The sequence below is a fragment of the Corynebacterium pseudopelargi genome, from assembly GCF_003814005.1.
GTDB classification, from domain to species: domain Bacteria; phylum Actinomycetota; class Actinomycetes; order Mycobacteriales; family Mycobacteriaceae; genus Corynebacterium; species Corynebacterium pseudopelargi.
The window spans coordinates 1241311-1264232 of record NZ_CP033898.1; the positions used below are offsets into that span (position 1 = coordinate 1241311).

Here is a 22922-nt window from a genome sequence, read left to right on the forward strand (position 1 = left end):
GGTGGCAATATTCACATCTTTGTGCAGAACCCACATCTATGCAGGGCAGACGCAATTACTTAGAGGAGACTTTTTACATGTCGAGCACCCCGATTCGACCCGATGGCGGCCGTCATCATGTAGTGATCATTGGTTCGGGCTTCGGTGGCCTTTTTTGTGCCCGTGAGCTCAAAGATGCCGACGTCGATATCACCCTGATCGACCGCACCAATCACCACCTCTTCCAGCCACTGCTCTACCAGGTAGCAACCGGTATTCTTTCCTCCGGCGAAATCGCTACCTCTACCCGCCAGATCTTGGGTCAGCAGGAAAACCTCAACATTATGAAGGCCAATGTCACCGACATTGACACCTCCGCCAAGCTGGTCAAGGCCGAGCTGGACGATTATGTGGTGGAAGTCGAATATGACTCCCTGGTGATTGCCGCTGGCGCCGGACAGTCCTACTTCGGCAACGACCACTTCGCCGAGTACGCCCCCGGCATGAAGTCCATCGACGATGCCCTCGAGCTTCGCGCCCGCATCGTTGGTGCCTTCGAGCGCGCCGAGCTTACCGACGACCCCGCCGAGCGCGAACGTCTGCTCACCTTCGTGGTCATCGGCGCAGGACCTACCGGTGTGGAATTGGCAGGCCAGCTTGCAGAAATGGCTCACCGCACCCTATCTGGTTCTTATACCCGCGTGAACCCCTCCAACGCCAAGGTGATCCTGCTTGATGGCGCGCCTCAGGTATTGCCTCCCTTTGGCAAGCGCCTCGGCCGCAACGCGCAGCGTTCCTTGGAAAAGATCGGCGTGACCGTCAAGCTCAACGCGATCGTGACCAACATCGACGAAAACACCGTCACCTACAAGTCCACCGTGGACGATTCCGAGCACACCTTGGATTCCTACTGCAAGATCTGGTCTGCCGGTGTGGCCGCCTCCCCGCTGGGCAAGCTGGTTGCCGATCAGCTCGGCGCAGAAGTAGACCGCGCAGGTCGCGTGTCTGTGAACCCCGATCTTTCCGTCGGTGACGAGAAGAACGTCTTTATCATCGGCGACATGATGTCGCTCAACGGCCTGCCGGGCGTGGCCCAGGTGGCTATCCAGGGCGGCGAGTACGTTGCTGATCAAATCGCAGAAGAAGCCGAAGGCCGCAGCCCCGAGCAGCGCGAGCCATTCGAGTACTACGACAAGGGCTCCATGGCCACCGTGTCGCGCTTTAATGCTGTGGTCAAGATTGGCAAGCTGGAATTCACCGGCTTCATCGGCTGGATCATGTGGCTGGTAGTCCACCTGATGTTCCTCATCGGCTTCCGCAACCGCATCACCGCGGCCGTGTCTTGGGGCATCAACGCCCTTTCGCCCAAGCGCTGGAACCTCGCCGCTACCCGCCAGCAGCTTTACGGCCGCAACGCCATGAATGAGCTGAAGAAAGAGCAGAAGGATTCCTAGCCCATCGGCAAGAGCCTTGTAGCTCGCCTGCTCTAGATCGCAGGCAACGCATAACGCCCAGCAGTATTGCTGGGCGTTTTGTCATATCTAAAGCGCTTTTCTCCGCAACAATGGCCAGGGGTTACTTGCTCAGCACCGCGACCAGGAAGTCACTGTGCTGATCAAAAGGCTGTAGATCCCAGGAGCTAAAGCGCTGTTGCACTGTAAAGCCTTCGGCCTGGGCGTCTTCGAAAAAGGCCGGGAAGCTATAGCCGCGTCCGCCGCCGAAGCCCACAACGAGCCGGGAGGGCGAGTCCATGAGTTGGTAGAGGTGTGCAAGCGCCGGCCTGCGTTGTTCGGGGGCAAGGAAGGTGAGTACGTTGCCGGCGCACACCCCGAGGCTAAAGCTGCCTTCTACGTTGGTGTCTTCTGCGAGGTCTCCAACGATCCAGGTGGCTTCGGGGTAGCGTTGCTTGGCTTGTTGGATCAGTAGCGGATCAAGGTCTACACCGGTAACGTCATGGCCGCGTTGTTGCAGATAGCCACCGATTCGGCCTTGGCCGCAACCGGCATCTAAGATCTTTGCCCCTCGTGGTGCCATGGCATCGATGAGTCGGGCTTCGCCAACAATATCGTTGCCTTGGGCTTCGAGGCGATCCCACCTGGCGGCGTAGTTCTTGGAGTGCTCGGGGTTTTGGCTCGTAATTTCTTTCCACGTTGGCATATCGGCAATTATAGGTATGCACAACCCTCAGCATTGCTTTAATCAGTACCGCCAAGGCCCTTAGGTTGGCGCGAAAGGAAAATCCCTCATGGCACGCAAATCTCAGCCCCGTGTGGTAGACCGTTCCACCTTGCCCGTGGAAGAAATTACCGATCACCTTAGGGTGTACGTCGATGGTGTGTTGCAGCAGGATGCGCAGGCTTATCCGCCCACCCTTGAGCACATGCGGGCCTTGGAGGCCCAAGGCCATGAGGCGTTTGTGTGGTTGAGCTTGTATGAGCCTTCCGAGCGTCACATGATGCAGATTGCCGAGGATTTTCAGATCCACGAGCTGATTGCCGAAGATGCCGTATCTGCGCATCAGCGCCCAAAGGTGGAGCGCTATGATTCTCAGCTTTTTATGGTGGTGCGCTCGATTATTTATCGTGACCAGGACACGGTGAAAGACGCCCGCCAAATCATCGAATCCGGCGAGGTGCAGATGTTGGTTGGCCCCAACTTCATCATCACGATCCGCCACCGCACCAGGCTTCCTGGTTTGGAGTCAAGGCTTGACGACGCCGAAGAGCTCGCCACCTACGGCCCCATGGGTATTGCTTGGGCTATGTCGGACCACTTGGTCGATCACTATCTGCGCGTGGTTGAGGTCTTGAGCACCGAAGTAGATGAGCTGGAAGAGGAAGTCTTTACCCCAAATAACCGCATCGATATTCAGACCATCTATAACCTCAAGCGCGAGATCTTAGAGATGCGCCATGCCATCGATCCCCTGGCTCCTGCCCTACGCCAATTGATTGCCTCGAATGAGGACATGATTGGCAAGCAGTTGCGCTCGTATTTCCGCGATGTGCTCGACCACGAGATGCAGGCCAAGGATCTAGTGGCCAGCTTTGATGAGCGTCTTTCAGCGCTTATCGACGCCGGCGTGGCCATCATCAGCCTGCAACAAAACTCCGATATGCGCGCTATTTCTGCCTACGTTGGTATGGCTGCCGTGCCCACGCTGATTGCCGGTGTGTATGGCATGAACTTCGATAACATGCCCGAGCTTCATACCGAACACGGCTACTTTGTGGTGCTCGCAGTGATGATCCTGGTGGTCTTAGGCCTGTGGATCACCTTCAAAAAGATGGGCTGGCTGGAAAAGTAGCGGTTGCTACAGGCATAGGGAATCGGCGTCGAAGGATTCGCAACTCGCACCACCTCCCACTGGTTGTTAACCCTTGGTTGACACACACTGTCAACCAATGGTTTACTGGCGTCATGGATCAGATACGCCAAGCAGCACTCGAACTGGAACGTGCTCACAAGAACCTCGAAGTAGCCGTCACTGCCGAAAGAGCGCGAGGCCGATCCTGGGCCGACATCGGCCGCACCCTTGGGGTCAGCCGACAAGCCGCGTTCAAACGCTTCGGCAAAATCAACACTCCGGAAGGAGATACCCTTATGCCACGCCCCGTACACCACTTACAACAGACAGCCCAACGATTCTTCACCCTCGTATCCGAGGGGCAGGAAGACCTCGCCATGGCAATGCTCAACCCCAACGTGCGCGAGGAGCTCAATTGGGATGTGATCTCACAGGTTTGGCAGACCTGCCTCGAAGAAGCAGGAATGCTGGAACGCTTTTCCGACACCTTCATCACTCACCCACAAGGCACCACAGCGATCGCACAGGCCGGGGAGCCAGAGCAGATTCTCGGGACCGCGGTAGTGGTCACCACCTTGGAACAGGAGGCCGGATCAACCACAGGCCGCATCGCCTTCGATGGCGATGACCTCATCACCGGGATCCTCTACCTCAACCCCGAAGCCCCACTGGACCCGCTCCCCTTCTGAGCTACTCCGTTAAAAAGATCACCGCCGGGGCATGCACCCCGGCGGTGACATACCCGCAAACCTTCGCCGTGGTGTTTGGAGGAGGTCAAGGCGGGTTTTCGCTTATTCCGCGAACTTGTCTTTCTTTGGCGGTTCCGCCGGCTTTTGCAACACCATCGTGCGCAGCATCGCGCGAGACACCAGCTTGCCGCGGTGGTGCAGATGCACCTCAATTAATTGGCTGGAACGCCCGGCGTGCACGAAGCGGGCCTCCAGGTCAATCACACCGGCCGAGACCGTGGCGATGAAGTCGGCGTTGCAATTAACACCAACGACCAGGTCACCATTTGCGCGGGTGAGCCCCAAAATGGAGCCTGCTGTTTCTGCCAGGGAGGAATAGACACCACCGTTGACAATGCCTGCTGGTTGCAGGTGTGCGCCTGATACGTGCAGTTCAGCGGCCACTACCTCTGGGGTGATTTTGGTAAAACGCATGCCGAGGGTCTTGGTAAATCCGGTAACGCTTTCATTAAAGCGCTCTAATTCCTCGATGCTCATGCCCTCAGCATCGAGTGAAGACAGTGCCGATAACATGTCCGATTGTTTGCTCATACGCCCTAATGTATCCGAATGTGTTGGATTGTGAAGCCCAAGCACTGGGGTATTGTTGGCAATATGACTGATCGCAGCAAAAAAGCACAGATTGGCGTGGTAGGCCTGGCCGTGATGGGCTCGAACCTTGCGCGCAACTTCGCCCGAAACGGCCACACTGTTGCGGTATATAACCGCAGCCAGGGCAAAACCGACGCCTTAATCAAAGAACACGGCAACGAGGGCGACTTCATTCCCGCCTCCAGCATCGAGGAATTCGTAGATTCGCTGGAAAAGCCACGTCGCGCCATCATCATGGTGCAAGCCGGTGCAGCCACCGATGCTGTCATCGATCAACTCGCCGATGCCATGGATGAAGGCGACATCATTATCGACGGCGGCAACGCGCTGTTTAGCGACACGATTCGTCGAGAAGCTGAAATCGCACAACGCGGCTTGAACTTCGTTGGCGCCGGCATCTCCGGCGGTGAAGAAGGCGCACTTAATGGCCCATCCATCATGCCTGGCGGCCCCGAATCCACCTGGGAGGCACTCGGACCACTGCTGGAGTCGGTAGCTGCCAAAGTTGATGGCACCCCATGCGTCACCCACATCGGCCCCGATGGAGCCGGCCACTTTGTCAAGATGGTGCACAACGGCATCGAATACGCCGATATGCAGGTCATTGGCGAGGCCTACCAGCTTCTTCGCTACGCCGCTGGCTATAGCCCCGCCGAACTGGCACAGATCTTCCGCGATTGGAACCAAGGCGATCTGGATTCCTACCTCATCGAGATCACCTCTGAGGTGCTCGATCAGGTGGATGCAGAAACCGGCAAGCCCTTAGTCGATGTGATCGTGGATCAAGCCGGCCAAAAGGGCACCGGCCGCTGGACTGTGAAGGCCGCACTCGACCTCGGCATCCCTGTGACCGGCATTGGCGAAGCCGTGTTCGCCCGCGCCCTGTCTGGTGCCGCCGCACAGCGCGAAGCCACTGGCGAGCTGCCATCGGGCACCATCCGCAGCCTCGAAGATCTCGGTGTGGACCGCGAAGCCTTCGTCGAAGATGTGCGCAAGGCACTCTATGCCTCCAAGCTCATCGCCTACGCCCAGGGCTTTGATGAGATCAAGGCAGGCTCCGATGAGTACGACTGGAACGTCGACCCCCGCGATCTCGCCACCATTTGGCGCGGCGGCTGCATCATCCGCGCGAAGTTCCTCAACCGCATCGTCGAGGCCTACGACAACAACCCCGAGCTCGCCTCCCTGCTGCTTGACCCCTACTTCACCTCCGAGCTCTCCGAGCTTATCGACGCCTGGCGTCGCGTAGTAGTCATCGCCACCCAGGTTGGCCAGCCGGTGCCGGTGTTTGCCTCTAGCCTGAGCTACTACGACTCCCTGCGCGCCAAGCGCCTGCCCGCTGCCTTGATCCAGGCCCAGCGTGATTTCTTTGGCGCACACACCTACAAGCGTGTAGATAAGCCCGGTTCCTTCCACACCCTGTGGTCCGGGGATCGCTCCGAGGTCGAGGTTTAAGCTAGACTTCCCTCGATGACCTCTTTTCAAAGCCTTGGCTTGCCCGTGGCGATTGTGCACGAGCTGCAACGCCAAGGCATTTCTTCGCCCTTTCCCATCCAAGCCGCAGCCATCCCATCTGCGCTAGAAGGCAAGGATGTGTTGGGGCGAGGCCCTACCGGCTCCGGTAAAACCTTCACCTTTGGCCTGCCCATGCTGGCGCGCCTTCAAGGTGGCGCCTCGAAACCCAAACAGCCTCGCGCATTAGTGCTGGTACCCACCCGCGAGCTTGCCTTACAGGTAAGCCAACGGCTGGCTCCTTTTGCTGCCGTGATGGGCATGCGCGTGCTTGAGGTCTTTGGCGGTGTCAATATCAACCGCAACCTCACTGCTTTAGCTGCGCCGGTGGATATTTTGGTGGCCACCCCAGGCCGCCTCCAAGATCTGCTCAACCGCAAGGCCATTTCACTTGAGTCCGTGATCATCACCGCTCTCGATGAGGCCGATCAAATGGCGGATATGGGCTTTATGCCGCAGGTGCGCAAGCTGCTCGATGCCACCCCCGCCAACTCCCAGCGCCTGCTGTTTTCTGCCACCCTCGACGGGGATGTCAACACCCTTGTCAAACGCTATATGCACTCCCCTGTCACGCATTCGACCGCGGGCGTGCAGCAAGCCGTTGACACCATGACGCACTATCGCTTTGATCTTGATTCCAAAGATCAACGCAACGAGCTCGTGCAGCTCATCGCTGGACGTGAGGGCAAAACCATCATGTTCATGCGCACCAAGCACACGGTGGATCGGCAGGTAAAAAAGCTACGCCGCTGCGGCATCAATGCCGCAGGCCTGCATGGCGATAAAGGCCAAGGTAGTCGCACCCGCGCCGTCGAGGCCTTCCAATCAGGTGAAGTCCCGGTGCTGATAGCCACCGATATTGCAGCGCGCGGCATCGATATTTCCGATGTCGACCTCGTAGTACACATCGACCCACCGGTTGAGCACAAGGCCTATTTGCACCGCGCCGGGCGCACCGCGCGCGCCGGCACCAGTGGCGCTGTGCTGACTTTGGTGCTGCCTGAACAGCGCCGCGATGTTGATGCAATGCTGGCAAAGGCCAAGGTAGACGCTAAGATGCTCGAAGATGCCTCTGCAGTGATTGCCCTGTGCGGGGCTCAAGATATTCAAAGAGCACCACTTCCACCTTTTGGAGCACAACAGCCAAAGGCCGCAACGCCGAAGGCCAAGGGTGCTTCGCGTGGTGGAAATGCTGCGCACAAGCGCGGTGGATCCCGCCGGCGTGCATCCGAGCAGGACAAAGGTGCGCGCAGCGCAGGCCGCCGCACTGGCAGCCTGAAGGGCAAGCAATCCCAGGGTGCACAAAAAGGTAGCAGGGATGCTGCTGGCAAGCAGGGTTCTCAAAGAAAACGTCGACAATCAAGGAGCACTACTCAGGGGTTTCGCCCCAGATAAACGCCCATCATGGACATAGCCATTAGCATCGTTTCTCTCATCGGCTTTATTGCCCTTACGGCAAGCACAGGCCTTTTCGTTGCGGTCGAGTTCGCACTGACCGGACTCGAACGTTCCACTATCGAACACGACCTGAAAACCAGGGGCGATCACCGCGCCAAGGCAGTGAAGCGAGATTTTCATAATCTCTCCTTCGTGCTCTCTGGCGCCCAATTGGGCATCACCCTGACCACCTTGGCCACCGGCTATCTGGCCGAGCCCATTTTGGCCAAGTTCTTTACTCCCCTACTAGATCTCATGGGCGTGCCAGAAGATGCCACCACCCCCATCGCCTTGGTGGTGGCACTGCTGGTAGCCACCGGGCTTTCGATGGTCTTTGGCGAGCTGGTGCCCAAAAACGTCGCCATTACCAACCCTCTTGCCACCGCAAGAACCGTGGTAGGCCCGGTACACATCTTCAATACGGTGTTTAAGGGCTTTATTAACCTGCTCAACAAAGCCGCAAATGTTACGGTGCGCCGCATGGGCATTGAGCCTGCAGATGAACTGGCTAGCGCACGTTCGGCTCAGGAGCTGACCGCGCTGGTGCGAAACTCTGCTGAAAGCGGCGATTTGGATGAAAATACCGCGCTGGTGCTCGACCGTTCCTTAAAATTCGGCGAGACCACCGCTGGTGAGCTGATGACTCCGCGTTCGACTGTTGATGCGCTTTCTGCAGAAGATACGGTGCAGGACCTCATCGCGCTTGCCATCGAAACTGGCCACTCCCGCTTCCCGGTCATCCGCGGCGATTTGGACGACACGATCGGCGTGGTTACCTATAAAGACGCCTTCTCGGTGCCAGAGGCCCAACGCAGCGCGGTGACGATGCAGCAGTTGGCACGTCCGGTGCCGATCGTGCCGGAAAGCCTCGACGGCGATACTGTGCTCGACGAGGTGCGCAAGGCCGGCTCACAGGTGATCCTGGTGGCCGATGAGTACGGTGGCACCGCCGGGCTGATCACCATTGAAGACTGCGTAGAAGAGATCTTGGGCGAGGTCTACGACGAGCACGATGATGCCGAAGCAGAGCGTGACTTCCAAAGATTCGGTTCCAACTGGCAGGTAGCTGGTTTGGTACGCCTTGATGAGTTGGCTGAAAAAGTTGGCTATATCGGCCCTGAAGGCCCCTATGAAACCCTTGGTGGTTTGGTCATGGCCACCTTGGGCAGGATTCCCAAGGTCGGCGATGAGCTGCTGTTGCCTGAAAGTGATAACCCGATGATGGCGGAGTTTGAGTCCGGCATTAAGGGACGTTGGCTAGCTAAGGTCACGCTCATGGAAGATCGTCGCGTGGAAAGCGTGATTCTTTCCCCGATGAGCGCTGAAGAAGCCGAGGCGATGCTTGCAGAACACGGGGTGGAGCCCACCCAACAACCACAGGGAGGATCCTCGCGATGAGCTTGTTTGTCACCATTGCCATGATCCTGGCCCTCTTGCTGGCCAATGCCTACTTCGTGGCTGCGGAATTCGCGCTGATTTCTTCGCGCAGGGACCGCATTGAAAACCTCATTAGCCAAAACCGTCCGGGTGCGAAGCGGGTGCTCTACGCCATCGAGCACCTCTCGATCATGCTGGCTGCCTGCCAATTGGGCATCACCATCTGCTCATTGATCTTGGGTAAGGTTGCCGAACCTGCCATCGCTCACTTTGTTGAGGTGCCCTTCCATGCTTTGGGGCTACCTGATAATTTGCTGCACCCAGTTGCTTTTGTGATCGCCTTAGCGCTGATCACCTTCTTGCACATTTTGTTCGGCGAGATGGTGCCGAAGAATATCGCTCTGGCGGGCCCGGAAACCTTGGCGTTGTGGCTGACCCCCACCCTCTTGGTGTTCATGCACATCACCAGGCCGTTTATCGCCTTCTTCAACTGGGTGGCACGTTTAACACTCAAGGCTTTCGGTATCGAGCAAAAAGATGAGCTCGATGCGGGTGTGGATCCCGAGCAGTTGGCCTCGATGATCTCTGAGTCGCGTTCGGAGGGCTTCTTGGATGCCCAGGAGCACTCGCGCCTATCCAAGGCGCTGCAGGTGGAAGATCGTCTTGTTACCGAGATCCTGATTCCTTTGGATCGCGTGCGCACGGTGAGCTTTGGTCGCCGCGGCCCGAGGTTGAAAGACGTTGAAGATGCGGTGGCCGCAACCGGCTTTTCTCGCTTCCCCGTCACCGCCGCCGATGGCGCCTTCCTTGGGTATGTGCACATCAAGGACTTGCTGGATCGCTTCGAAGAAGATGACCATGATGCGATTATCCACCGCTCGGAGATCCGTCCACTGACCATCATTCACGCCGGTGGCACGCTCGATGAGGCCTTGCAGCTCATGCACAAAAAGTCTGCCCACATGGCGCAGGTGCGCGATCGCGGCGAGCTGCTCGGTGTGATCACCCTTGAAGATCTGATCGAGGAATATTTGGGCACCTTTGCCGATTGGACTCACGAACAGCGCTAAAGATCCCACACCTTTTCCCGAAGAGCCTTTAAGCTGGGTTTGAGAAATCGCGGGATAAGGAACACATCGTGGGACAACATTCTTCTGGTAAGCCCAACTATCGCCTCTCTCAGGGGTTGCTCATCACTGTGCTGGCGGTGATCCTCGTGATCGCCGCCGTGCTGCTTTGGTCTAATCAGCGCATCCGCTCCGATGAAGAGCACCGAGCCCAAGAGTGCATTGAAGGTGAGCTGGTGGTTCCGGTGGCCACCCACGGCATGATTGATGCCGAAGATTTGGTGCAGCGCTTTGCGCAAGCCAACCTCCAAACCCAGGATTTCTGCCTCACCCCGCAGCTTGTCGACGACCCCGCCCAAGCATCACTGCTGTTAAGCGCCGAAACTGATCAGACCATCCAAGACGTGCTTGCCCGTGCTGAGCGCAATGCAGCGAGCAAACAGTGGCCCATCATTGCCACGCTCCCTGTCGGCATTGCCGATCAAAGCGGCCAGGCATGGGATGCGCAGATGAATTTGCGCTACCCCACCTCACCCGATGCCGTGGCTTCTGCGATATTGGCTGAGCAGAAGTTTGGCGATTTCGACGCCACCTATGCGGCCTTGGAACAAGATCGTGGCCTCGATATTGGGCAGGCCAGCGAACAGGATCTCCCCTATGCTGCATCACAGGGTTTTGCCGCTCCTGGCTGGCAGTTCCAGGCTGCAGAGGGCATTGAGATGCCGGTTCGCGCTGTGGTGCTCACTGCCAATGATCAAGTAAGCGAACAAGCACAGCGTGGTGCCGATGCACTGGTTCAGGAATTTCAGCTCGATCAAGCTAAACAGCTTGACCCCACCGTGGTAGAAGTGCTCAATGCCTTCGGCTCACCCTTGCAAACCACGCAGCGAAGCCAAGACACGCTCTTTGTCCTCGATACCTCTGATGCAAGCGCCCCCTGGGCTACGCAGGCACGCAACGCGATCTCCGATGCCGTGCAGGCACTGGGCACCGAACACGATGCCGCGTTAATGAATTACTCCTCGCCGCTTAACCCAGGTGTGCTCAAAGGATGGCGTTCGAATGTGCTGTTTGACCAGGACCTATCGATCTCTCAGGCGGTGCAGGCCTTAGGTGTTGGCGGTGTGCCTCAAACCCACGAAGCACTCCTTGCCGCACTCGATATTGCTCAAGCCCATGGACAACCCACCACGGTGGTGCTGCTCAGCACCGGCAGTGTGGATGATGCCGCCGTTAATGAGGCACTCGCGCGTGCGGCTGAGCAACAGATTCATGTTCACTTGATCCAGTTGGGTAACGCCGAGGATGCGGAGCTTGCCAGCGCCATCGAGGGCAATGGCGGTAGCGTGAGCCGGGTTGAAGATCCGGCCGAGCTGGACATGGCCGTCCATCGAGCCGTGGGGTTAAGTTAAGCGCTTTGTGGCATGAGAAAAGCCCGAGCAGCCGGTGGCTGTTCGGGCTTTCCTTTTAGGGTTGCAGCTTACTTCTTTTCGCTTACTTCCCAGTCGTAGGTGCGCTCAACGGCGCGGTTCCACTCGCTGTAGAGTGCGTCGACTTCTTCTGCATCCATCTTGGGCTTCCATACCTTCGCAGCGTCGGTTTGCTGCTGCAGGGCCTGGAGGTTCTCCCAGAAGCCAACAGAGAGGCCGGCTGCGTAGGCAGCACCGGTGGCGGTGGTTTCGATGTTCTTCGGGCGCTGCACATTGGTGCCAAGCACATCAGCCTGGAACTGCATGAGCAGCTCGTTCATGGTCATGCCACCATCTACGCGCAGATCGGTGAGCTCCACGCCGGAGTCTGCGACCATGGCGTCGACAAGCTCCCTGGTCTGGTACGCCGTGGCTTCCAGCACAGCACGGGCGATGTGCTTGCGGTTGACAAATCGGGTAAGACCAACGATCACGCCGCGGGCATCGGGACGCCAGCGCGGTGCGAACAGCCCGGAGAACGCGGGCACGATGTACACGCCGCCGTTATCTTCAACCTCGCGGGCGAGGTTTTCAATCGAAGGTGCGTTGGGGATGAGCTGGAGGTTATCGCGCAGCCACTGAACCAGCGCACCGCCCATAGCCACCGAACCCTCGAGGGCGTAGACGGGCTTTTCGTTTTCGAGCTGGTAGCACACGGTGGTGATCAAGCCGTGCTCAGACCACTTCGGCTTCTTGCCGGTGTTCAGCAAGAGGAAGAGGCCGGTGCCGTAGGTGTTCTTTGCATCGCCTGCGCGGAAGCAGCCCTGGCCAAACATGGCGGCTTGCTGGTCGCCCAAGATGGCGCGAATCGGCACGCCTGCAAGGGTGCCACGCTCGCGTACATGGCGGTAATCGCCAACAGAGGGGCGGATTTCCGGCAGCATGGACATGGGGATGTCCATGGCCTTGCACAGTTCCTCGTCCCACTGAAGGGTTTCGAGGTCCATGAGCAGGGTGCGAGAAGCGTTGGTCACGTCGGTGGCGTGGACGGCTGCTTCGCCCTCATCGCCTTCTGCGCCGCCGGTGAGGTTCCACAGCAGCCAGGTGTCGATGGTGCCGAAGAGGAGGTCGCCTGCCTCGGCGCGCTCGCGTGCGCCTTCAACATTGTCGAGGATCCACTTGACCTTCGGGCCTGCCGGGTAGGAGTTGATGCGCATACCCGTCTTCTTGCGCCAACGGTCGGGGCCTTCTTCGCCTGCGAGTTCTTCGCAGATCTCGTTGGTGCGGGTATCTTGCCACACGATCGCGTTGTACACCGGCTCACCAGTGTTCTTGTCCCACACGACGGTGGTTTCGCGCTGGTTGGTAATACCGACGGCGAGGATGTCCTCGCGTGCAACATCGCTTTCGGCCAGGGCGCGGCCTACTGCGCGGCGGGTGTTGTCCCAGATCTCCATCGGATCGTGCTCAACCCAGCCCTTTCGGGGATAGTGCTGCTCGTGCTCATACTGGCCCACGGCAACTTGGTTGGCCTCGTGGTCGAAGATGATGCAACGGGTGGAGGTGGTGCCTTGGTCAATGGCTGCCACGTACTTGGTGTTACCCATAGATTTGCTTCCTTTTCTCTAGATACCGTGCGTTATTGCTTATACCAGCGCATTTGCAAGCACGCCGGTGAACACTGCTGCAAGCATGGGCGCCACGATCGGAACCCAGGCGTAGCCCCAGTTTGCACTACCTTTGTCCTTGATGGGCAGGGCCAAAGCGTAGGCAAGGCGCGGACCGAAGTCGCGGGCGGGGTTGATGGCGTAGCCGGTGGGCGAACCAAGCGACATACCAATGCCGACCACCACGAAGGCCACTGCGAAGTACTTCAGGCTGCTGATCTCGCCGTTGGCTGGTGCGAAGGCGATCCAGGCCAGAAGGACGAAGGTGCCGATGAACTCGGTCACGGCGTTCCAGCCGTTCTTCGGGTGTGCAGGGCCGGTGAAGAAGATGCCACCCGTGGTTTGGTTGGCGTGGGTGATATTGCCTTCTTCGTCGTAGTTGTTGGCATCGAAGAGCTGCTTAAACGCTGCCCAGGTGAGCACGGCACCACAGAAAGCGCCGAGGATCTGGCCGAGGAAGTACCAGGGAACGAGATCCCAGCCCACTCCGCCTCTTAAGGCAACCATCAAGGTCACCGCGGGGTTGAGGTGTCCGCCGGAAACATCAGCGACGGAGGCACCAACGAACACACCCATGCCCCAACCAAAGGCGATGAGTAACCAGCCGGTGTTGCGTCCACCGGAGGTGCGCAGGGCGTTGAGGGCGCATACACCATTGCCGAGCAATAGCAGCAGCATGGTGCCGAGGAATTCCCAGCCAAACGCCTGTGCAGCAGTAATTTCCATTAGAGATCGATTCCCTTCTCGATATTGGAGCGGGTGTCGCCAACGGCGACCATGAGGTCATTTGCGGCTTCGTCGGTAAGTTGACGTTCAGCCTCAAGCTCGGCCTCAACACGCTGGACGAAGGTGTTGAGTTCTGCCTCGCGGGTTTCTTCGTCCCAACCCAGCAGCGGAGCGATGAACTCGGCAACTGCCGGTGCAGCCTTGGTGCCGCGATCGTCGTACTCCATGGCCACGCGCAGACGGCGGTTCAAGACGTCTTCGAGGTGCAGGGCACCCTCGTGGGTAACGGCGTAGCGAACCTCGGCCCAGATGTAGCCTTCTGCACCCTCGATGGGTTGCAGCAGTGCTGCATCTTCCTTGGCGGGGGCAAGCACCTCGGAGTAGAGGGATCCATAGCGGCCGAGCAGGTGCTCGATGGTCTTTGCCGGCAGATCATTGCGGCGTGCAATGGCAGAAACTTGGTTTGCCAGAGCATGGTAGCCATCGGCGCCCAAGATCGGGGTCTGGTCGGTGATGGAATCCGGAACCTGCTTTGGCACGTCCTTGATGGCCAGATCCACGGCGTCCTTGCCGATCACGCGGTAGGTGGTGTACTTGCCACCGGCAACAGAGACCAGGCCAGGGCAAACATGTGCCACGGCGTGGTTGCGCGAGAGGTTGGAGGTGGAATCGGAGCTGCCCTCGAGCAGCGGACGCAGACCGGAGTACACGCCCACGATGTCGCTGTGGGTGATCTGGTGCTTTACGCGACGGTTGAGCTGGTCCAGGATGTAGTCGATATCGGCACGCGTAGGTGCTGGGTCCGGGCGACCGAGCTTGTAGTCGGTATCGGTGGTACCCACGATCCAGTACTCGCCCCAAGGAATAACGAAGAGCACGGACTTCTCGGTAACGAAGCACAGGGCTGCATCGCACTTCAGGCGATCCTTCGGGATCACGATGTGTACGCCCTTGGAGGCGTGCACGGAGAACTTGCCCTTAGCGCCTGCGAGCTTTTCAATCTCGTTGTTCCATACGCCGGTGGCGTTGATGAATACCGAGCCGCGCACCTGGGTTTCGGCACCGGTTTCGGTGTCGCGCACCACGGCTGCGACAACGCGGCTGCCGTCTTTTTCAAAGCCCACAACCTGGGTGGAGGTGCGGATATCTGCGCCATATTCTGCGGCGGTGCGCAGCACTGTCATGGTGTGGCGTGCGTCGTCGACAAGCGTGTCGTAGTAGCGAACACCGCCGACTACGGCGTCGTCGTTGAGACCCGGAGCCATCTTGAGCACGCCCTTGCGGGAGTAGTGCTTTTGCATGGGCACGCTCTTTGCACCGCCCATGAGGTCATAGAGGGTGAAGCCGCCGAACATCATCACGCGCTCCCAGATGCGGTGGGTGAGCGGGAAGATGAACTTCAGGGGCTTGACCAGGTGCGGTGCCAGGGTGGACATGTTGAGTTCGCGCTCGCGCAGGGATTCTGCCACGAGGCGGAAATCGAGCATGGCCAGGTAGCGCAGGCCACCGTGGAACATCTTGGAAGAACGTGATGAAGTACCTGCGGCGAAGTCGCGGGTTTCAATCACTGCGACGCTGAGGCCACGGGTAGCTGCATCCAGCGCGGCACCTGCACCAACGGAGCCGCCGCCGATAATGACAACGTCATAGTGCTTGTGCTCGAAGTTGTCCCACACCTTCTCGAAGTACTCGGGATTGAGTGGGTGCTTGGTCGTGGACGCCATGAGGAGACCTTTCTCCGCCTGAAGTTCTTTCCCTTAAGGGCTTGAACTTTTCGACGGTTCCTACGGGTTGGGTTCGGTGGCGCGAACACCACCTACTAACTGTTGTGTAGCACACAACAGCGGTGAATGTTTTACCTAGCCAACACTAGCGAATCTTTACAGATTTTTCTGTCATGTCACGCTTGGCTTACAAAAACCACGAAAACTAAAAGGATATAAGGCGTGGTGAGGCGCTTTTCCTTTTCTTCACAAGATTTACACTGTGACTTCTTTAACAAGATGAAATTGTTTGCGCTGCCCGAAACTACCCCCGCAGTTACCCCCAAAAGCAGCAACCCCCAACTACCCAAGGTGGTAGCTGAGGGTTTTATTGCCGAATAAGAAGCGTCTAGGAAGAACGGCGCATCCTGCGTGCAGCCAGTTCATCTACGCCGATCACATTGTCCTCATCGTGTTGATCAATGCGCTCGGAGGGGAAGGAATCAATGGTGCCGGTCAGTTCCTTCATAATGCCAGGCAGTGCAATGCCGAACACGCCCTGTCCCCCGCCGAGGAGGTCGATCACTTCTTCATTGGATCGGCACTCATACACCGTCACGCCATCGGATACGAGGGTGATTTCTGCCAGATCATCCACGCCATGATCACGCAGCTTCTCTACAGCAAGACGGATATTCTGCAGGGAGATGCCGGTATCGAGCAGGCGCTTCACAATCTTGAGCACCAGGATGTCTCTAAAGGAGTACAAGCGCTGAGAACCGGAGCCGCGGGCGTTGCGAATACTCGGCTGCACCAGATCGGTGCGCGCCCAATAATCCAATTGGCGGTACGTAATGCCGGCAACCTGGCAAGCAATCGGCACGCGATAGCCAACCTCTTGGTCTGGCCCCATATCAAACAGTGCTCCCTGCACTGCCTTATGTTGGTTCTCGCTCACGTTTACTCCTTGCATTACCGGGCGCATCGAAAAAGGTGCGTACTTCAATGATTTTCTCTTATCGAACCCTAGGGCACAACAGCAGCACCAAAGGCGCGACACGCCGTAACTTAAACCTCAACTTGAAGCTTAGACATACTCCTGCCCCATTGTCACCTTATTTACCGTCAGTCACACCCGTATCTTGTGCATCATCGTCGGGAGTATCGTCTTGATCTTCCTCGGCAAAAAGATCAGATTCCTTTAACCCCATCTGCTCCATAAACGCAGCGAAGTCTGCATCGGCCTGATCATCACCGGAGGCAGAGACATGCTCTGCTTCGAGATCTTCCGGCGGCTCAATACCGAAATACTCTAAAAACTCCTGCGGCGGAACCTTCACCGATGCATCAACTAACACCTGTTCATGCACTTCCACCGGGGTAGTCGCGGCCTGGGCAAGCAACAAGAGCTGGGAGGGCTTGCAATCAATCTGCACGCCTTCGCCCAACACGATTGAGCAGTGATACACGCCCTGATAGACGCTATCGATGCGCAAGGCCTCAATCTTGGCGCCCGTTTTATCCAAGGCCTCTAAGAGCACATCGGTGCTGCTGGGACGGCGCGCATAGCCTTCATCGGCGCCATCGCTTAAAGCCTCACTTGCGTCATCGGGCAACCACAGCGCTAAGACGCGCTGATGGGAGGTATCAAATAGCAGGGTGCAGGGCGCAAGCTCCGGAGATACCGTAGCCACGCCAATAAAACTGACCTCTTGATAGGTCATAGATTCCCTTCGATATTAAGAGAGTTCTTCACGCAGCAAAGACTTCAGCAGGCTTGCGTGCAAGGAAACCACAACCGCGCTCATCTGCTGGGAGATTTCCTCGGCGTGCTCGCGAGGATTCTGGCCGCCGCGGGCGCGGGCCATCGGGGTTGCAGCCCGAGCAATCAGGTCTGCCTGCCTGGAGGCAGCATTGCGCAAAGATTTCAGGTGGCGTGCATCCACACCAAATTCAAGCAATTGCGCACCAAAGGCAACGATCTGCACATCGTCGGCGGTGAAATAGCCAGAAACATCGGGCTTAATCACGCCGGCCTGTACAAAGTCATGGACCAAGGTCTCGGCCACGCCGGCCTTTTCGGCAACATCGGCGTCGGTAAGCCTGCGCAAGGTAGCGCCGCGGAAATTATCGGCGCTAATCAGCGGCGCGCTCGTAGCACCCTGTGAAATGGGGGTGACAGCGCCGGAATCCATGGCATCGAGCTGCTCACGGATGACCTTCAGCGGCAGGTAGTGATCGCGCTGGGTTTGCAGGATATAGCGAAGGCGATCAACATCGGCCTCGGTAAAGCGGCGATACCCAGAAGGCGTGCGCTCCGGGCTGATCAAACCCTCAGATTCTAAGAAGCGGATCTTCGAGAGCGTCACATCGGGGAACTCGCTTTTCAGCGTCTCCAGCACCACGCCGATGGACATATTCTTCTTCGGCTTCGCAGTGCTGCGTTCGCGATTCGTCAGTGCACTCATGCTCTTAAAGGGACTGCTTCCTAGAAAGGTGGAGGGATTCGTTGTACCGCAAAGCACAACGCCCCTTTTTGGACATCTAAATGGTGGAAAAGACTAGTTTAAGCCTTCGGGCCTTCTAAGAAGACCAAGCGGAATTTACCAATCTGGACCTCATCGCCAGTAGCAAGCGTCTCGGCATTCTTCGGCTCACGGTTGACGTAGGTGCCATTGAGGCTTCCCACATCGACGACCTCGAAAGAGCCATCCTTCATGCGGAACTCCGCGTGGCGGCGCGACACGGTCACGTCGTCGAGGAAGATATCGCTTTCGGGGTGACGGCCAGCGGTGGTGGTTTCACGGTCGAGCAGGAAACGGGCACCAGCATTCGGGCCGCGCTTGACCACCAGCATTCCGGCACCTGCGGGCGGAGTCACGTCCCCGCCGGACTTCGACGCGGCATTTGCTCCGGACTCCATCTCCTTTAACAGGTCGGCCCTGAACACCGAGGTGGTCTCGACCTGCCCTTCGGGAGTGCCAGTGTGCTCGCTCATTCCTTATAACCTCCGAGTTCGCGCTGTTACTGTGCTACTCACCCCTCTGCAGGAGCCTGTAGCTCTGATAATGGTTTACATCATAGCGGCTCCGTGGCAATCAAGAGAGCATAGCCAGAATAGAATCCCTATTACCGCAGGCTACAGGCCGCTTCCCTAACGGAAGATTGCCCCTATTCCGCGCAATACGCTGTTACCGCCACCGCTGAGCGGGTTGTCGCTGACCATATAGGTCCACGTAGCACTCGGGCGGGCCAAACCTGCATCTTCCAGGTGCACACCTGTGGCATCGATCTCAACCGTGTCAAAGGCCTCTTGAGCCTGATGCAGTGCAGATTGGGCCAATTGCTTAAATTCACGCACGGCAATGCGGTGGAATTCATCGATGGGCGTTTCGCGAGCAATGGCGCGCAAATGGATCGACTCGCGCACATCATCCATGTGCGCCAGGTGATCACTCCAGCCCATATCCAAGAAATACAGCAAAAGCTCACGGGCAGCCTGCACCATCAGCTCATGGCCATAGCGCTGCTCTAACTCCTCTACGCGCTGCGGATTATGCTCGCGCAAGGCATCAAGGGCTGCCTCTGTATCAAGCAGGCTTGCGCGGCGTTCGTCGATGATCACACGCTGATCTGCAAGCAGCTTGTTGTACTTCCATGTCTGAGAGTGGATCTCTAAAAGCTGGCCTTCTGTCACACGCTGGCAGTGCTGGATAAAGTCACGCACACGCTTATCTTCAATGAGGCCGTCAGCATCCGGGTGCGCTGTAACAGATTCACCTGCACCGCCGACCTGGACTACGTCGTCGTCAAGCGAAACGTAGAACACACTGGATCCGGGATCGCCCTGTCGTCCTGCGCGGCCACGGAGTTGTTGGTCTAGGCGCTTCGAACGATGCAGCGCCGTACCAATGACGGCAAGCCCGCCGAGGTCTACTACGGCATCGCGATCGCGCTCATCTGCGCCACCAAGGCGAATATCGGTACCGCGGCCGGCCATTTGGGTAGAAACCGTCACCCTGCCAAGATCACCAGCCTCAGCGATGATGCGTGCTTCTTCTTCATCATTTTTTGCATTCAGCACATTAACGGCAATGCCCATCTGCCCAAGCTGCGCAGCAATTTGCTCGGATTCTGATACGTCATGGGTGCCAACGAGCACTGGGCGACCTGCTTGGTGCAAGGCGGCAATATCTTCGACGATCGCGTCGAATTTCTCCTCGGCTGTGGCATAGATCCGATCGGGGTAATCAATCCGCTGGTTTTCCCTATTACGAGGAATCACAGATACGCGCAGATCATAGAATTGCCGGAGCTGATCGGTGGCCTCCACAGCCGTGCCCGTCATGCCGCACACACGGGGGTATCGGCCCATGAGCGCTTGCAGCGTGATCGTGTCGAGGATCCGCCCGCCCTCGGTCACGGCAAGCCCCTCTTTTGCCTCCACGGCGGCTTGCACACCATCGGGCCAGCGCTGCAGTTCAGCCACGCGGCCTTTGGCGGTATCAATTAATGCCACCTTGCCGTCGCGGACGATATAGTGCACGTCCCTGGTGAGCATGGCGCGGGCATGAAGCGCCAGGTTTACCTGCACAAGGGTGTGGCCAACGTGCTCATCTGAGTACAGGGAATCAATACCGAGCATCTGCTCTACCCGGCGTGCGCCAGTCTCGCTTAAGAATGCGTTGCGCTGGTCGCCATCGATTAAGAAATCCTGCTCGGGGCGTAATTTCGCCACCACCTGGGTGATACGACCGGCAGGTGCAGCCCCTGGTTCATTGCCGGCGAGCACGAGGGGCACAAGCGCTTCATCTACGAGCACCGAATCGGCTTCGTCTACCAACGCAATATCTGCGCCGTGTTGCACAGCTTGATCGCGGGAGGTGATCAATTGATCGCGCAGCACATCAAAGCCAAGTTCAGTCACCGGGGCGTAGACGATCGAAGCCCGATAGGCCTTGCGACGCTGCGGGGCATCCATCGACTCTTCAATATGAGCCACGCTCAAACCAAAGAACTCCACCAGCGGCGACATCCACGCAGCATCGCGGCGTGCCAGATATTCGTTCACGGTTACGCAATGCACCGTTTTACCCATCAGGGCATAGCCGGTAGCTGCCATGGCGCCAACGAGGGTTTTGCCTTCTCCGGTATCCATCTGGATAACGTCGCCTTCAAGCAAACGCAGTACCGCCTGCGACTGCACCTCGAATGGGGTGTAACCGAGGGTGCGTTGACTTGCCTCTGCCAGCACCGCCAGCAGCTTAGGCGCATCTTGGACACTGCCATCGGCACAAAGGGCGTGCCCTTGCTGGCGCAGCTCTTGATCGCTGAGCCCAGCAATGCTTTGGTGCAGTTTCGCTGATTGCGCGACCACCTGCTTGCTTCGCTTTTGGTTTCGTCCTGTCTTGCCGCCCATGGCATCCCAGAACCAGCCAAATCCTGCCACTGCTGCACCTTTCTTTTTGCCCTGCTCAAAGGGTTGCTTGCGCTGAGCTCCTCACCGGTTGAGGTGAGCTAGATTGCATACCTGCTCTAGCTTAATCAACGCGACACTGCTGGAGTGTGACCCCACCGCTTTAGCTGCCTTAAGCTAGGTGGCGTTTCATTCCCGTTTAATATTCATTTGCGTCCAAGGAGCGTTGATCAGCCAATGCATTCCGAGAGCGTCAAGGTGCCTTCCTCGCGGGGCTACCAATTGGCCGCCACCATCGATTTCCCCGACACCACGCCGTTGGCCTTTGCCATGTTCGCGCACTGCTTTACCGGCTCGCGCTTTACACCTGCTGCTTCAAGGGTGAGCAAGACCTTGGCGGAGATGGGGATTGCTTGTTTGCGTTTCGATTTCCCGGGCCTTGGCCAATCGGAGGGCAACTTCCACGAGACGAGCTTTAGCGAAAACGTTGAAGACATCATCGCGGTGAACCAGTGGATTACTGAGCACTATGAGGCACCCCAGTTGCTCATTGGTCACTCGCTTGGTGGTGCTGCCTCTTTGAAGGCTGCAACGCAGTTGAAAAACCTCAAGGGTGTCGCCACCATCGGTGCGCCTTTCGACCCAGCCCACGCGGTGTTGCACTTTGCCGACCGCATTGGCGAGGTAGATGAAAATGGTGCCGTCACCCTCACCCTGGGCGGGCACGAGATCACGATTTCCAGGGAGTTCCTGGAGGACCTGGCAGAAACCAACCCCGAGGCCTACCTGCCCAAGCTTCGCAAGCCGCTGTTGATTCTGCACTCCCCGATCGATACCACCGTGGGCGTGGAAAATGCTCAGCTTATTTATCAGCTCACCCGCTACCCCAAGTCGCTGGTGACCTTGCACAAGGCTGATCACCTCGTTACTCGCCAGGGTGCTGCGCAAACGGCGGCGCGCCAGATTCGCACCTGGTTTGATCAGTACATGGTGCCGAATAGCGCCCTGGATGATCAGGACACCATTCCTGAAGGTGTTGCCGTGGCTCGCTCCATCCGTGCCGGCAAGTTTGCCGATATTGTGCACACCGGTTCGCATACCTTTACCACCGATCGTGAAAAGACCGCAGGTGGAAAGAACCTGGGTTATACGCCAACGCAGATGATTATTGCTGCCATCGCAGCTTCTACTTCGCAGGCCGTGCGAGAGGCAGCCAAGGCCTCCAAGATCAGCATCGGGCAGGTAGAGGTGCAGGTGAATACCGCGCTGAGCAGCGATGATCAACTGCATCTGCGTCGCAGCATCGCCATCGAGGGCGATATTAGCCACGAGGAGCGTGAAGAATTGCTCTACGCAGCCCGCAATAGCGGCATTGAGCAGCTCTTCGGCCCAAAGGTCACTATCGAGGAGGAATAGCGTGTCTAAGCAATGTATTTGCGGTTCCTCGCAGCTTTTCGACGCCTGCTGTGGCCCACTGCTTAGCGGAGAGAAAAAGGCGCCTACTGCCGAACGTTTGATGCGCTCGCGCTTTAGCGCCTTCGCCACCGGAAACCGCGAATACTTGCTGCAAACCTGGGATCCAAACACCGTGCCCGACTCTCTTGAGCTCGACCCCGACATCACCTTTGAAAGCCTCCAGATCGTAGACACCCATAGGGGTGGACTCTTCGATGATCAAGGCGTGGTGGAATTTATCGCCAGGTATGACCACGACGGCACCAAGGGCAGCCAGCATGAGCGCAGCTTTTTCCGCCGCCTCAACGGTGCGTGGGTCTATACTTCCGGCATCGTGAATACTTAGCAGAAATCCTTATTGACCTGCTGATTGGTCATTTCTGCATTGCTCGTTGTAACCTGTAGCAGTTGCAAAAAGCAATGGCGGACTGTGGCGCAGCTTGGTAGCGCACTTGACTGGGGGTCAAGGGGTCGCAGGTTCAAATCCTGTCAGTCCGACTGATAACCGCAGGTCAGAGGGTATTTTA

General features: G+C 57.8%; 20 protein-coding genes and 1 tRNA gene. 11 read left to right on the top strand and 10 right to left on the bottom strand.

Annotation, left to right across the window (positions count from 1 at the left end):
* Window positions 1-77: 77 nt before the first annotated feature.
* Window positions 78-1433, top strand: coding sequence for an NAD(P)/FAD-dependent oxidoreductase (locus tag CPPEL_RS05825; RefSeq protein ID WP_123960245.1), 1356 nt, complete (start codon window positions 78-80; stop codon window positions 1431-1433).
* Between the two features lie 121 nt (window positions 1434-1554).
* Here CPPEL_RS05825 and CPPEL_RS05830 read toward each other — a convergent pair whose 3' ends face one another.
* Window positions 1555-2136 (bottom strand): class I SAM-dependent methyltransferase, encoded by a 582-nt coding sequence (locus tag CPPEL_RS05830; RefSeq protein WP_123960246.1) that lies wholly within the window; start codon window positions 2134-2136, stop codon window positions 1555-1557.
* A gap of 88 nt (window positions 2137-2224) precedes the next feature.
* Between CPPEL_RS05830 and corA the strand changes: the two genes are divergently transcribed.
* The gene (gene corA / locus CPPEL_RS05835; RefSeq protein ID WP_123960247.1) at window positions 2225-3286 is read left to right on the top strand and encodes a magnesium/cobalt transporter CorA; all 1062 of its coding nucleotides are present in this window, start codon (window positions 2225-2227) and stop codon (window positions 3284-3286) included.
* Window positions 3287-3399: 113 nt separating this feature from the next.
* A complete protein-coding gene (locus tag CPPEL_RS05840) occupies window positions 3400-3975 on the top strand; it encodes a hypothetical protein (RefSeq protein ID WP_123960248.1) in 576 nt (191 codons plus the stop codon).
* A gap of 102 nt (window positions 3976-4077) precedes the next feature.
* Here the strand turns inward: CPPEL_RS05840 and CPPEL_RS05845 are convergent, their stop codons facing one another.
* Window positions 4078-4566 (bottom strand): PaaI family thioesterase, encoded by a 489-nt coding sequence (locus CPPEL_RS05845; RefSeq protein ID WP_245990401.1) that lies wholly within the window; start codon window positions 4564-4566, stop codon window positions 4078-4080.
* A 63-nt stretch (window positions 4567-4629) separates the two neighbouring features.
* On the opposite strand from CPPEL_RS05845, the gene gndA reads away from it, so the two are divergent.
* From gndA to CPPEL_RS05870, 5 genes are all read left to right on the top strand, one after another.
* Window positions 4630-6081, top strand: coding sequence for an NADP-dependent phosphogluconate dehydrogenase (gndA, locus tag CPPEL_RS05850; protein ID WP_123960249.1), 1452 nt, complete (start codon window positions 4630-4632; stop codon window positions 6079-6081).
* Window positions 6082-6096: 15 nt separating this feature from the next.
* On the top strand, window positions 6097-7533 hold the full coding sequence (locus CPPEL_RS05855) for a DEAD/DEAH box helicase (RefSeq protein WP_123960250.1): 1437 nt from the start codon (window positions 6097-6099) through the stop codon (window positions 7531-7533).
* Between the two features lie 9 nt (window positions 7534-7542).
* A complete protein-coding gene (locus CPPEL_RS05860; protein WP_123960251.1) occupies window positions 7543-8973 on the top strand; it encodes a hemolysin family protein in 1431 nt (476 codons plus the stop codon).
* Window positions 8970-10022: a hemolysin family protein gene (locus CPPEL_RS05865; RefSeq protein WP_123960252.1), complete on the top strand. Its 1053-nt coding sequence runs from the start codon at window positions 8970-8972 to the stop codon at window positions 10020-10022. The genes CPPEL_RS05860 and CPPEL_RS05865 overlap by 4 nt, the downstream gene beginning before the upstream one ends.
* Before the next feature lie 68 nt (window positions 10023-10090).
* On the top strand, window positions 10091-11431 hold the full coding sequence (locus CPPEL_RS05870) for a VWA domain-containing protein (protein ID WP_123960253.1): 1341 nt from the start codon (window positions 10091-10093) through the stop codon (window positions 11429-11431).
* 68 nt (window positions 11432-11499) lie between these two features.
* Here CPPEL_RS05870 and glpK read toward each other — a convergent pair whose 3' ends face one another.
* The 8 genes from glpK to secA2 form a co-directional block, all read right to left on the bottom strand.
* Complete coding sequence (gene glpK, locus CPPEL_RS05875) at window positions 11500-13035, bottom strand: glycerol kinase GlpK (protein WP_123960254.1); 1536 nt, start codon at window positions 13033-13035, stop codon at window positions 11500-11502.
* 39 nt (window positions 13036-13074) lie between these two features.
* A complete protein-coding gene (locus CPPEL_RS05880; RefSeq protein WP_123961251.1) occupies window positions 13075-13815 on the bottom strand; it encodes an MIP/aquaporin family protein in 741 nt (246 codons plus the stop codon).
* 5 nt (window positions 13816-13820) lie between these two features.
* Window positions 13821-15545 carry a glycerol-3-phosphate dehydrogenase/oxidase gene (locus CPPEL_RS05885; RefSeq protein WP_123960255.1) on the bottom strand — a complete coding sequence of 575 codons (1725 nt, stop codon included), beginning with the start codon at window positions 15543-15545 and terminating at the stop codon, window positions 13821-13823.
* Window positions 15546-15933: 388 nt separating this feature from the next.
* The gene (locus CPPEL_RS05890; protein WP_245990539.1) at window positions 15934-16437 is read right to left on the bottom strand and encodes a MerR family transcriptional regulator; all 504 of its coding nucleotides are present in this window, start codon (window positions 16435-16437) and stop codon (window positions 15934-15936) included.
* A gap of 202 nt (window positions 16438-16639) precedes the next feature.
* Window positions 16640-17248: a bifunctional nuclease domain-containing protein gene (locus CPPEL_RS05895; protein WP_123960257.1), complete on the bottom strand. Its 609-nt coding sequence runs from the start codon at window positions 17246-17248 to the stop codon at window positions 16640-16642.
* A gap of 15 nt (window positions 17249-17263) precedes the next feature.
* Window positions 17264-17992, bottom strand: a complete 729-nt coding sequence (gene ftsR, locus CPPEL_RS05900) for a transcriptional regulator FtsR (RefSeq protein ID WP_245990402.1) — start codon at window positions 17990-17992, stop codon at window positions 17264-17266.
* A 98-nt stretch (window positions 17993-18090) separates the two neighbouring features.
* A complete protein-coding gene (gene odhI / locus CPPEL_RS05905; RefSeq protein ID WP_123960258.1) occupies window positions 18091-18522 on the bottom strand; it encodes an oxoglutarate dehydrogenase inhibitor Odhl in 432 nt (143 codons plus the stop codon).
* Window positions 18523-18678: 156 nt separating this feature from the next.
* A complete protein-coding gene (gene secA2 / locus CPPEL_RS05910) occupies window positions 18679-20973 on the bottom strand; it encodes an accessory Sec system translocase SecA2 (RefSeq protein WP_123960259.1) in 2295 nt (764 codons plus the stop codon).
* Between the two features lie 204 nt (window positions 20974-21177).
* Between secA2 and CPPEL_RS05915 the strand changes: the two genes are divergently transcribed.
* The 3 genes from CPPEL_RS05915 (at window position 21178) to CPPEL_RS05925 (ending at window position 22893) form a co-directional block, all read left to right on the top strand.
* Window positions 21178-22356, top strand: a complete 1179-nt coding sequence (locus CPPEL_RS05915) for a bifunctional alpha/beta hydrolase/OsmC family protein (protein WP_123960260.1) — start codon at window positions 21178-21180, stop codon at window positions 22354-22356.
* A gap of 1 nt (window position 22357) precedes the next feature.
* The gene (locus CPPEL_RS05920) at window positions 22358-22741 is read left to right on the top strand and encodes a YchJ family protein (RefSeq protein ID WP_123960261.1); all 384 of its coding nucleotides are present in this window, start codon (window positions 22358-22360) and stop codon (window positions 22739-22741) included.
* A 78-nt stretch (window positions 22742-22819) separates the two neighbouring features.
* Window positions 22820-22893 (top strand) — tRNA-Pro (locus CPPEL_RS05925).
* Window positions 22894-22922: the final 29 nt, after the last annotated feature.